The organism is Soonwooa buanensis (assembly GCF_900167905.1).
In the GTDB taxonomy this organism is placed as follows: domain Bacteria; phylum Bacteroidota; class Bacteroidia; order Flavobacteriales; family Weeksellaceae; genus Soonwooa; species Soonwooa buanensis.
In genome coordinates this window covers 307,705-319,890 of record NZ_FUYZ01000003.1, presented here as the reverse complement: position 1 = coordinate 319,890, position 12,186 = coordinate 307,705, and the positions used below count along the sequence as shown (strand labels likewise).

The 12,186-nt window shown below is 33.2% G+C and carries 12 protein-coding genes; 2 read left to right on the top strand and 10 right to left on the bottom strand.

Annotated elements, in window-relative coordinates:
- Positions 1-31: 31 nt before the first annotated feature.
- From B5X62_RS06770 to B5X62_RS06745, 6 genes are all read right to left on the bottom strand, one after another.
- Positions 32-490 carry an Hsp20/alpha crystallin family protein gene (locus tag B5X62_RS06770; protein WP_079666649.1) on the bottom strand — a complete coding sequence of 153 codons (459 nt, stop codon included), beginning with the start codon at positions 488-490 and terminating at the stop codon, positions 32-34.
- Between the two features lie 26 nt (positions 491-516).
- Positions 517-810 carry a hypothetical protein gene (locus B5X62_RS06765; RefSeq protein WP_079666648.1) on the bottom strand — a complete coding sequence of 98 codons (294 nt, stop codon included), beginning with the start codon at positions 808-810 and terminating at the stop codon, positions 517-519.
- 353 nt (positions 811-1,163) lie between these two features.
- Positions 1,164-1,499, bottom strand: coding sequence for a hypothetical protein (locus B5X62_RS06760; protein ID WP_079666647.1), 336 nt, complete (start codon positions 1,497-1,499; stop codon positions 1,164-1,166).
- A gap of 1 nt (position 1,500) precedes the next feature.
- Entirely contained in the window at positions 1,501-2,076 is a 576-nt protein-coding gene (locus tag B5X62_RS06755) for an RNA polymerase sigma factor (protein ID WP_079666646.1), read from the bottom strand.
- A gap of 27 nt (positions 2,077-2,103) precedes the next feature.
- On the bottom strand, positions 2,104-2,787 hold the full coding sequence (locus tag B5X62_RS06750; RefSeq protein WP_079666645.1) for a LytR/AlgR family response regulator transcription factor: 684 nt from the start codon (positions 2,785-2,787) through the stop codon (positions 2,104-2,106).
- Between the two features lie 190 nt (positions 2,788-2,977).
- Entirely contained in the window at positions 2,978-3,709 is a 732-nt protein-coding gene (locus B5X62_RS06745) for a sensor histidine kinase (RefSeq protein WP_245797164.1), read from the bottom strand.
- A gap of 431 nt (positions 3,710-4,140) precedes the next feature.
- On the opposite strand from B5X62_RS06745, the gene B5X62_RS06740 reads away from it, so the two are divergent.
- Positions 4,141-6,261 carry an outer membrane beta-barrel family protein gene (locus B5X62_RS06740; RefSeq protein ID WP_079666643.1) on the top strand — a complete coding sequence of 707 codons (2,121 nt, stop codon included), beginning with the start codon at positions 4,141-4,143 and terminating at the stop codon, positions 6,259-6,261.
- Between the two features lie 2 nt (positions 6,262-6,263).
- Here the strand turns inward: B5X62_RS06740 and B5X62_RS06735 are convergent, their stop codons facing one another.
- Positions 6,264-7,766 (bottom strand): helix-turn-helix domain-containing protein, encoded by a 1,503-nt coding sequence (locus tag B5X62_RS06735; protein WP_221405217.1) that lies wholly within the window; start codon positions 7,764-7,766, stop codon positions 6,264-6,266.
- A 444-nt stretch (positions 7,767-8,210) separates the two neighbouring features.
- On the opposite strand from B5X62_RS06735, the gene B5X62_RS06730 reads away from it, so the two are divergent.
- Entirely contained in the window at positions 8,211-10,406 is a 2,196-nt protein-coding gene (locus B5X62_RS06730) for an outer membrane beta-barrel protein (RefSeq protein ID WP_079666641.1), read from the top strand.
- A 185-nt stretch (positions 10,407-10,591) separates the two neighbouring features.
- Here B5X62_RS06730 and B5X62_RS06725 read toward each other — a convergent pair whose 3' ends face one another.
- Genes B5X62_RS06725 through B5X62_RS06715 form a run of 3 tightly spaced genes read right to left on the bottom strand, consistent with a single transcriptional unit; the run spans position 10,592 to position 12,186 of the window.
- A complete protein-coding gene (locus B5X62_RS06725) occupies positions 10,592-11,119 on the bottom strand; it encodes a hypothetical protein (protein ID WP_079666640.1) in 528 nt (175 codons plus the stop codon).
- A 42-nt stretch (positions 11,120-11,161) separates the two neighbouring features.
- Positions 11,162-11,860 carry an RluA family pseudouridine synthase gene (locus B5X62_RS06720; protein ID WP_079666639.1) on the bottom strand — a complete coding sequence of 233 codons (699 nt, stop codon included), beginning with the start codon at positions 11,858-11,860 and terminating at the stop codon, positions 11,162-11,164.
- Positions 11,860-12,186, bottom strand: coding sequence for a hypothetical protein (locus B5X62_RS06715; protein ID WP_079666638.1), 327 nt, complete (start codon positions 12,184-12,186; stop codon positions 11,860-11,862). The genes B5X62_RS06720 and B5X62_RS06715 overlap by 1 nt, the downstream gene beginning before the upstream one ends.

Sequence of the window (12,186 nt, the reverse complement as noted above, 5' to 3'; positions counted from 1 at the left end):
TTTTAAATTTAGTTTTACAGAAATCGACGTCTTAGTGAATGTCAATTTTTTGCGCAGGCAAATTATGTTCTGGATCTTTTGGTAAAATAATCGTTAAGATTCCATCTTCATAAGATGCTGAAACAACTTCGGATTTCACTTTACTTGTTAATTGAAAAGAACGCTCGAAGCTTGTTGGATAATATTCTTGATAAACGATATTTTGAGGTTCCGAAGTTTGCGTTTCGTTGTAAGCGATTTTCAAAACATTGTTTTTAATGGAAACATTAAAAGCTTCTTTTTTCAATCCTGCTGCGAAAAGTTGTAAAGCAAAATAATCTTCGTTCTCCGAAATATTAACAGGTTTATGCGCACTCAATTTTTCAGCTACAGCTTCTTTAAAAGGATGATTCGAGCTAAAAAATTTGTCGCGACATCTGTCGAATTTTTGGTTAAAATTATCTCTGCAATGGTCTTTTTTACTTCTTGTATTTTGATTTGTTGAAAACATATTGTTTAATTTTTAATATTGATAAATTATTGAATTGGGATAATGGCAAGATTTTCAGATCTTGAAGCTTTAAAATTTGGTTGAACCGCGTAGTTTTGCTCAGAATTTCTCTCGAAACTTATTGGCGAATTATCGTAATAATTGATATACTCGCGCTGTCTTCTTTTGGCAAATTTACGAGCGACTAAAGTTCCGATGCCTGCTGCGACAGTTCCTAACAAAAGCAGTTTGAAAATCGTCCCGATTATTAATGTTGCGATACCAGCGATAATCGTAACTCCGACTAATCTTGGTAATAAAAAACGCATTTTATTTTTCATTTTTTTGATTTTAAAGTTTGTAATTCTAAAGGCCTTTTTATGGAAGACGCAGCAAAATTTGTTTTACTTTAAAATTTTTAAAATTTTTCTTTAAACACATCTAAGCGCCTAATTAACAATACATTGCCATTCCAACGAAGGAGGAATCTATATTAAAACACCCTTGATATTCAATCGTCAGTTCGAGTAAAAATATAAGAGATTTTGTATCGAGAACTTTTAGTAAAGAAATATATTGAGTTCTCGATACGATTTTTGTAAAATCTACTCGAACTGACGGACATTTTTACAATTCAAGAACTTACTTTAAAGAAAAAAAACTCCCAAAACCTGTCGATTTTGGGAGTTTATATTTATCTACCAAACTTGCAACGATCGCCGAAGCGCTTACGCCATTCTTCTCGGAAACGTTCTTTATCGTCATCCGTCATTTGAGGCATTTCTCGGTTAAATTTATTTCCAAAATGTCTTTTCCCTCCGCCACAACGAAAACCTCCAAACAAAATTTTGGACAAAATCAATATTCCGAAAGCTTGCCAATAGGATATACTTTTAACACCCAAAATATCGGGCAAAAGCATATTCCAAAGCCATTGCACAAACCAAACCAACAAAAACGCCAAGCCAATACCAATCGGAAAGGCAAGCCAAAATTTTTTTCTGCTTCTATGTCTAAATCTCGGATTCATTTTAATATTTAAGTTCGTTGTACAAATGTCTTAACTTTACGCGAAGATGCTTCACAGCATAACCTTTTCGGCTGATAATTGTCTTGAGGTTTTCATTTTCCTCGTCCGCAATTTCCTGCAAAGTACGGTCTTCTATTTCATTCTGAATAAAAACGCGACGCTGATTTTCGGGAAGTTCTTCCAAAGCTTTCATCAATTCGTCCCAAAAAATATCTTTAAACATCTTTAACTCGGGATTATTGGAGTCATCCGCCAAAAGAATTTCTTTGATGCTAAAACTTCCGTCTTCGTCCTCGTATACGTAATCTTCCAGTGAGTCGCTTTTCTTTTTTCGGTAATTGTCGGTGATTTTGTTACGTGTGACCGAATACAGCCAAGCACTCACATTTTCCAAATCGTCGATGTTGGTCAAACGGCTGGTCTGATACCATACTTCCTGCAAAATATCTTCCGCATCCTCAACTTTGCTCACTTTACCCTTGATAAAGCGCAGCAATTGCGAGCCGTAATTTTTGACGACTTCGGTAAGTGAAGCAGATTGTTTTTCAGCCATTTTATCCAAATATAGCGAGTCCATATTGAAGTAGACGAAGCTGAAACGAATTTACTTTAACTTTTTTAAAAAATTTACTTTAAAACTTTCTCCAACTGGAATTTCGGTGTCTGAAATTAGCAAAACAGACTTGCTATCGACCGATTTTATCTGATTAAGATTGAGAATATAGGATTTATGAACGCGACAAAATACAGAATCTGGAAGTTTTTCTTCCATGGATTTTAAAGTGTCGAGGACGATATATTCGTGATTTTTGGTTTTGACATTGACGTAATCTTTGATGCTTTCGATGTACAAAATATCATCAAATAAAATCTTATATTGTTGTCCGGAAGATTTGATGAAAAAGTAATTTTTCTCAGATTCCTGCACGCTTGCAAAACGTTCTTTTGCTTTTTCAATTCCTTTTTGGAAGCGTGATATCGTAATTGGCTTTAGCAAATAATCAATCACATTATGTTCATAACCCTCCATTGCGAACTCGGAATATGCGGTGGTTAAGATATACTTTACTTTATCACCAACGATTTTCATAAAGTTGATTCCGGATAATTCGGGCATTTGAATGTCCAGAAAAACCAAATCTACATCGTTGTTTTGGATAAACTCGATTGCTTCAATGGGATTCAGAAAAGTTGACAACAACTCAAAGTTTGGCGTTTCGAAAACGTATTTTTCCAACAGTGAAACAGCCAAAGGTTCGTCGTCGATGATGATGGTTTTTATGTTCATTTTCTTGTACAATGTATTACGTAAAATGTACGATGTATTTTAAAGTTCGTCAATTGGAGTAGCGCAGCCCTTCGACAAACTCAGGATAAACCAAGTCGAGAATCTAATTAAGTTCTCGATACGATTTTTGCAAAATCTACTCGAACGGACGGGAATCTTTTAACTTACTTTCTTCTTGGTTCTTGATTCTTTAAAGCTCAATCTTTAACTCAACTACAAAAAAAATTTCTTTATCCGAAATATTTAATTCGTGCTTTTTGGGATAAATCAATTCCAAACGTTTTTTAACATTGGTAATTCCGATTCCTGAGGCGTGGTCTTTGGAACCTTGTCGCTTTTGATTTTCAATTCGGAAATTTAGAATATTATTTTCTTCCTTTAAATCAATTTTCATTTCGTGCTCGTTGAAATCTCCGTGTTTAAAAGCATTTTCTACAAATGGAACCAATAACATTGGCGAGATTTGCAAATTTTCGTTTTGAATATTCTTTTCAAAAATAATCTTTTCCGGATTCCTAATGCGCAATTTTTCTAAAGCAATTAAACTTTCAATATAACCAACTTCCCGTTTTAATGGAATAAAATCTTGTTGTAAATCTTTGGTTGAATAACGCAACAACTCACTAAGTTCTTCAATCGCAGGAAGCGCTTTATCCGACTTTTGATAGACCAAAGAGTAAATATTATTTAGAGAGTTAAAAATAAAATGCGGATTGATTTGAGTTTTTAAAGCTTGAATTTCCGCATGCTTTTTTTCGGAAACAAGTTGTAATCGTTCTTCTTCTACTTTCATAAATTTATTAATTAAACTGAAAACACTAGAAATAAAAATAGTTGTCGAACTGTAATAAATATTGTCAAAAAAGTAAAAACCTAAGCCTGTTCCAGGAGCATAATTACCACTTCCCGTTATCCAAATCAACAATATTTCTTCAATAAAATAACGAATTAGAACAAAGCAAATTACACTTACAAAAAAACCTATCAGACTTTTGTAAAGTTTATGAATATCAAAAAACTTAGGAACAACGAAGAAATAATTAATGTAAAAACAAATAAATGTGGTCACAAAAAAAGTAATATCCAAAAGTACATGATCCGCATTGAATACAAACTTGGGAATGAGGACAGTGCCAATAAAATTAATAATCCAAAATATGCTCTGTAGCAAAAAAAGTTGATTTTTTCTCATGCCCAAATTTAATTCTGTATTCTGATATATTACTATTAAAATCGACAAAAGCCACTTTTTTTCCGACGAAAAATTTTTAACCCGAAATTCTTAGAGTTTGGTCTAAACGCTATTTCCAACGAGCTTCAGCGAGAATACCTTTGTGAAAAATCATAACAACAATGAACGCAAAATATTTTTTAGTATTCAGTTTAGTATCAACAAGCCTTTTTTCACAAACCAAAAAAAATGATTCTATAAAATCTATTGACGAAGTAAAAATAACTTCAACTAAAAAACTAATTGAACGTAAAGCCGACCGCTTGGTTTTCAACGTTGATGCTTCGATGGCATCACAAGGAATGGACGCGATGGAAACTTTGGGAAATGTTCCGATGTTGAAAATTGATGAAGACAAAGCTTCGATATCGATTGTGGGGAAAAGCAATGTTTCGGTGATGGTGAATGGCAGAATGTTGAATATTTCGGGCGATGCTTTGGTGAGTTATCTTAAAACGATTCGCTCTGAAAACATCGCCAAAGTTGAAGTGATTACAACGCCACCCGCAAAATACGAAGCCGCAGGAAATAGCGGAATTTTGAATATCGTATTAAAGAAAAATCCGAATATGGGTTTCAGCGGAAATATCGGAACTGGACTTCAACAAAGAACTTATTTTGGTGGAAATGCGAACGGAACTCTGAATTATCAAACCGAAAAATTAAGTTTAAGTTTTAAAACCAACTATTTAAACTCTGCAAAACGTTCTATCGAAAACTACAGCATTCTTGGAAGTACAGAGAGCTACAGTCAATCTCGTAGAAAAGATATGTGGAAAAGTATTGCGCCAAGTTTGAATATGTCTTATAAACTGAACAAAAACTCAGAAATTGGATTTAATTATTTGTTCACGCACCAAACGCCAGATATGGATATTTTGAACACGACGAATTATTTTCAGAATTCTCAAAACATCGAAAACCTGTTTACCAATACACAACATCGCGAAAAAAACACGATGAATACTTTGGGTGTTTATTATGATTTGAAACTGGATTCCATCGGAAAAAAACTGAGTTTCACAGGAAATTATTATGGAAATAATGCTACGACAAATGTGAATTTTAACACCTTGAAATCTTCGGATGAAAGTTTGGCTTTTGTAAAAACTATTTCGATCGTAAAACCAGAAATCTTCTCTGGTCAAGCCGATTTGGAACTTCCCTACTCTTTCGGAACGATTGAAACGGGTGCAAAATTTAATCAATTCAAAAATTCAACAGATATTGGTTATTATAACCTCCAAAACCAAGATTGGGAAATTGATGCAACACGTTCTAATCTTTTTCAGTACACCGAACAGAATTATGCAGGATATTTTAGTTTCGCAAAAATTTTTAACGAAAAATGGTCAACAAAAGCTGGACTTCGTTACGAGCTTACGAATGTTAATGCCTACACACCGCAAACCGATGAACGCACCAAATACAGCTATGGAGAATGGTTTCCATCGGCTTACATCAATTATAAAAACGAAAAAAACTCCTATACGATTTCGTATTCACGAAGAATTAATCGTCCTGACATGGAGAGTCTAAATCCATTTCGTTGGTACGAAAACACCTATTCTTATTCTACGGGAAACCCTTTATTGAAGCCTTCTTACATGAGTAATTTCGAATTGGGTTATACGCACAACAATAAATTTAATGCGAGTTTGTACTATTTGCATCAAACCAATGGTTTTGGGCAAGTCTCTTTCCAAGATGGTTTGCTTCATTACGGAACCTATCTTAACACCTATGATAGCGATTTTTTTGGAGCAACAGTTTCGTACACGAATAAAATCAAAACTTGGTGGGAAATTTCAACTTATGTGAATGCTTCCTTGACCGATTCCAAAGTTTATAACATTGAAGCAACGACTCGAAAAGGGAAAACTTTTGATTACAGCATCCGAAATACATTTACTTTAAACAAAGCGAAAACAATTAATTTCTTTCTGAATTTTAGTCAGGCTTTGCCTTATCACAACGTGAATTCCTATTTCCACAGTTTTACGAATTTAGATTCTGGAATAAAAATAGCCTTGATGGAAAAGCAGCTTCAAATCAACGCTTCGGTTTCTAATATTTTTGCGCAATATTGGAAAGGCGATATTTATTACTCGGACAACAGCCAACATTTCAACAATTATTGGGATGGACGAGGTTTTAGACTTAGTGTGAATTACACTTTTGGAAATAAAAAAGTAAAAGAAAGTCGTAGCATCGATTTTGAGGAAAAAAGTAGAGCGAAGTAAACCTATACCTTTTCTTCTTGTTTCAATATTGAAATAAATTGCGATGGCGAAATCTGTGTTTTGGCTTTGAAAATACTTGCAAACTGGCTGTGCGAACTGTAACCGCATTTTCCTGCAAGCGCAGAGATTTTATAATTCCGCAACTTTGGATTGTCATGCAATTCTTTGGTGATAAAATTAATTCGAGCTGAATTAATATAGTTATTGAAGTCTGTATTGCGGTATTTTTTTAGAATATAATTAAGATATTTCGTGTTTGTGTTAAGCAGAACAGCCATTTGAGCCAAAGAAATTCCATTCTTGGTAAAAAGATTTTTTTCTTCAAATTTCTCTAAGTATTCTAAAAGACTATGCTCGGTTTCGGTTGTAATTTTAATATCTGAAACAAAATTTTCAACTGGCTTTTCCGTTTGTGGAGTAACCGATTTGTCTTGTAATTCGTCAATAATCTTCTTATAATTAACTTTAATTTTTCTAAGATTTCGGAAATATAAATAAGCGCCAATCCCAATCGATAAAATAACAACACCCGTAATAATCATCAACCACATTTGTTTTTGCTCACGATCTTTAATGATTTCAAAAGCTTTTTTACTCTCTCTCGAAATCAGTGCTTTTGTAACACGTGTCTCAGAGTCGGTTATATCTTTAATTTGATGTGCGTATTTTAGTTGTTGATCGGCGTTATCAATATTAGCTTCCAAACGTTCCGACAAAATAACTTTAAGGACAAGATTATTCTTATTAAGTTCGCTTTCCGCAATGGCCGAATCAAAATATTTCCGCGATAAGTCATCATTTTTTTCATCATGAGCTAGCAAAGCTTTATTCATAAAATAAAAATCTTTGAGCAACAAATTTTCTTTTGGATCAACTTTAGATTTATATTTTTCAGAATTGATGACAGTTTTTTGAGCATCGGCAATTCGGCCACATTTATACTCAGCAAAAGCTAACTGCGATAAAACCCCAAACAAATATTTTGTTTTAAAAGACTCATCAAGAGGATAATTTAACATTAAATCATAAAACTTCTTTCTAACATCTGCGGCTTTGCAATCTTCTCCATCAATCTCAAAAATTTTGGCTTGAGCAATTAAAAGAACATAATCTCGCTCATGAGGCTTTAACTGAGACACCATCTTCTTTAATTCTAACAATTCTTGATCAGAATTTTCAACAAGTCCTGCTCTTCTGTAAGAAATCAACAATTGATTTACAATCCTAAATTTAGCATTAAGACTATCATTTTTACCTACCGATTTTTCGGCTTGTTCTAAAAAGTCAACAGATTTAACATAATCGCCAGCTTTATAATTAGCTTCTCCCAAAATCATGTAGGACAAAGCTTTTTCATAATTGGTCTGCGAAAGTGTCAAAAGCTTCTGCCCGTTATCCAAAGAATAATTAACACTATTTTGCTGCTCTTTAAAAAGTTTAAAAAACTGAGCTCTTTTTTCAACATCATATTTATTTTGACCTTGAAAAAAAACTGAAGTGAACACAAAAACGAAAACTAAAAACTGTAAAAATTTCAAATCAAATAATTAAAGAATTAATAATACAAAAATACCGAATTTAATGCTAAATCTTACAAATTCTCAATCCCAATCTAAGCAAAACATAAAGATAAACGTTTATTAAATTTATATTTATAGAATAAGTATTTTACAAATTTTAACACCTAAAAATCAATCAATTAAACAATAAAAACGCTGTCAAAATTCTTGATTCACGACAGGTAATTGTTAGTGTATATATTTATAAAAATATACATTTGTTAAGGATTTACAAGCACTAAGACAATAAAAGGAGGATAGTTTCTAAAATCACAAATGATGAAAAAGAATCTTTAAAAATTGTCTTGGTGTTTTTTTATTTTAAATGTTAAATAATATTGTTTGTAACAAATGCAAAAATTGTTTGTCTAATTGCGTAGACAAGCATTTATGAACAAAAGAATTATTTTAGCAGCGAGTTTATTTTTGAGCGTTCAAGTTGCGTTTGCGCAAGAATCTAAAAAAGAGAACTCAAAGGAAAAACAAATTGAAGAGGTTACAATAACCAAAACTAAAAAAGCTGTCGAGCAAAAGGCTGACAGAACAATTTTCGATTTTTCCGAACAAGCAAGCCTTAACTCAGGATCATCTTTAGAAGGCATTAAAAAACTTCCAGGAATGGTGGTTACCGACATCGCAGGAATGATGTATCAAGGAAAACCGCTTGATGTCTACATGGACGGACGACCGTTGAATATTTCCACCAACGACTTAACAGCTTTCCTAGAAGGCATGCCCGCTTCAGCGATTGAACGTGTGGAAGTTGTGACGCAACCTGGCGCAGAATTTCCTGCAACTTCTGGTGGCGCAATTTTAAATATCATTACTTCAAAATCTGCGAAAAATTATTTAACAGCAACTTATTCTGGAGGTTATAGATTTTCGGATTATGATAAGTTCAGAAATAGATTTAATAATAGTATTGTTTTAAATTCTAGAAATAAAATTTTTGGATGGCAATTAAGCGCGGGACAAACCTACGGAGAATCTTTTTCTAGCAACCAAATGGACGATTTATCGAGAGGTTTTGGCGACAAATATTCTCGCGGATATTTTGCAAAAGCCGCTTTGACTTTCGATTTAGGAAAAGATAGATTATTGTTAAACTACGATTACTACAATGCAAACAACGATTCTTACAACAATTCGGATGGAACATCTATGATCGAATCACCGATCGGATCAGGAAATAATGTTGTTGCTAATTATCTAAACATCGGAAAAAGCAAAACCAAAAGCGACCGAAACGAAATAACAGCAACTTATCAGAAAAGATTTGATGATAAAAACCAAAAATTAGACATCAAAGCTAATTATTCGAGTTTCAAATCAACTTTTGACCAAACTGGACAAAATTCATTTTTCACACCAAGTGGCACGCAGATTTTTGGAGCTGATATGGACAATGCATCCGATCAAAACTACTACAATCTTCGCGTCGACTATTCGCAACCGATAAAATTATTGGATGAAAGTAAAATTAGTTTTGGAGGTTTGTATGAGAAAACGGATTTCACGACAGATTTCCTTGGCATTAAAAATTTAGATTATCAAAGACAAACAGCTGCAACTTACGCCGAATTGAATACGAAGATTAAAAAATTTAGTTTTATCGCTGGTCTTAGAGCTGAAGATTACGACATTTCTGGTAAATCTTTGAATTTAAGAAAAAACCAATGGGATGATTTAACGCCTTTCAAAAAATTTGAATTGTTCCCAAATGCTAGCATGCAATATGATTTTGCAAAAAGCTTGTATTTTAATTTAAACTACAACCGAAAAATAAGTTTGCCATCAACTGGTCAATTGAACCCGAACAACACGACTTTCCAAAATCCGAACGTTAGTATTTCTGGTAACCCAAATGTGCAACCGACGATTTACAACAACTTCGAAGCTAAAATTAGCGCTTTCGATTATGCCTTTATCAGCTATAACGTGAGCAGCGTGAAAGACCAAGTGATGATGTATGTGGAACGCGATGGCTACAGTATTTCGCAGACCAATGTCAACATCCACAGTTTGACACAACACAGCTTTAATGTGGGACTTCCCGTTCCGTTTATGATTTTCTCGAAACCGTTTAGCGAGATTATGAAGTTTAATTTTAATCCTGATAAAATTAATTTCTTGTACTTGTACGCAGGTTATCAATTCCAAGATATCAAAGAAATTACGGATAAAAAAGGCATGTGGTTCTTCAACGTGGCAGGACAATTTATCCTTCCTTATAACATTAAATTCGCACCAAATTTCTCTTATTCAACAAAAGGAAATTACTATTTCTTCCAATCGACACAACCAATTATGAATCGTGTTGACCTTAATTTCAGCAAGAAATTTAATAAAGATAGAATTACTGTAAGCTTGTTTGCGAATGATATTTTCAACAGCTCGAGAATGAATTTCAAAACGGTTAATACTGCAACGCCGATTTATTTGCAAAACCGTTGGGACAGCCGAAACTTTGGTTTCTCGATCAACTATAAAATACCGACTAAAAATAAGTTAGCTAAAGTTGATCAAAATCTCTTAAATCAAGATACGCCAAAAGAAGATAATGGCGGATTGATGAACCAAAAATAGACACTCAATCACACACATTTATATTACTAAAAAAGGCACCTGAAAATTTCGGATGCCTTTTTGGTTGGGGTATTTTCGTTGAAGAATATTAGTGGAAATATTTAAGTTTCGCTATTGGTTATCTTTTTTTAAACATCATGAAAATAATTTGTAAAGTTTTATGAAAATAATTTTAACTGGAAATATCAATTAATATCATCATATTTTTCTAACACAGAAATAATCTTTTCTTCATCAAGCTTTTCAACACTATCAATGTAAGAGTTTAGTTCAGGGATGTTTTCTGTTATAGTCTTTAAAGCATCCTTACTTTTTTTATATACTTTAATTTTGACAGAATTTCCTTTAAAATTTGTTATTATTTCTTGATTACTCAATGCGCCACTATAAATATTATTTGATGTCATTCTATACCAACTAGTTTTTTTTCCTTTAAAAACAATTCGTCTAAAAATTCCGTCTTCAGATGTATCAAAATTGATTTTTTTACCGTCAAAGATGTACGATAATGAATTTATTAAATTCCTATCTATTACTTCTCTTTTATTTTTATTATTTAGTATAATAAAATGACTATCTCCAGGATTAAATGGGATAATTAATTTAGTGTTTAGTGTATCTTTATTTTTTAAGACGATTTGTGTATCAACCGTTTTTTGCGAAAAAGCTATAATGGAGTAAAGGAATAAAAATATTGACAAATAAAATTTCATAGGAGTCTTTTTTAATATATCAAACAACTTACAAACACTGACTTACAAATTCGCACAAGCCTGCCAAACCTTATCATTTTTCGGCAAAGGCGCGATGATTTCGATGTCTTCTTTTGTTACGGGATGTACAAAATTCAGTTGTCGTGCGTGAAGATTAATGCCGCCGTCGGGATTAGAACGTGGCGAACCATATTTGAGATCTCCTTTTATTGGCGTTCCGTTTTTTGATAGTTGTGCTCGGATTTGGTGATGACGACCAGTTTCTAAATCGATTTCTAACAACAAATAATTGTCCAAAGTTTGAAGCAAATGATAAGTAAGAATCGCTTCTTTTGCACCATCAGTCGGTTTGGAGAAAACAATTGCTTTGTTATTTTTTTCATTCTTTTTAAGATAATTCACCAAACGCTGTGACGTGGGAATCATTTCTTTTGCCACCAAAGCCCAATAAGTTTTTTTTATTTCTCGATTTGCTACCATTTGTGTTAAACGAGAAAGCGCTTTAGAGGTTTTAGCATAAATCACCAAACCCGAAGTTGGTCGATCGATACGATGCACCAAACCTAAAAAAACGTTTCCAGGCTTGTCATCTCTTTTTTTAATAAAATCTTTAATCAATTCTAACAACGACGAATCGCCAGTTTTGTCACCTTGCACAAGCTGACCAACTTTTTTATTAATCACCATCATGTGATTATCCTCGTAGACGATTTGCGATGCAGAAAATACTTGTTCCGACATTATTGTTGTGCGTTTCTATTTCGTCCAAACAATGACATGATAACACCAGCAATTAATCCGATGGTTTTAATACCTGAAAGTCTTGTCTCAACTGGTAAAAACGCACCGACGATACAAAGTCCAGCTGCGATGTACATTGGGATTTTGAATTTTGGATTCGCTAAAGTTGGCGCTTGTAATACAAAACTTGCACCTACCAAAATGTAAAATAATTTATTATAAATAATATTGTTAAGCTCTGGAGAAAATGGCTGAATCCAACCAACTAATAAACAAGCTAAAGCCGCGAAAGATACGCCAGCTTGTATTGCCATAAGGTTTTTCAT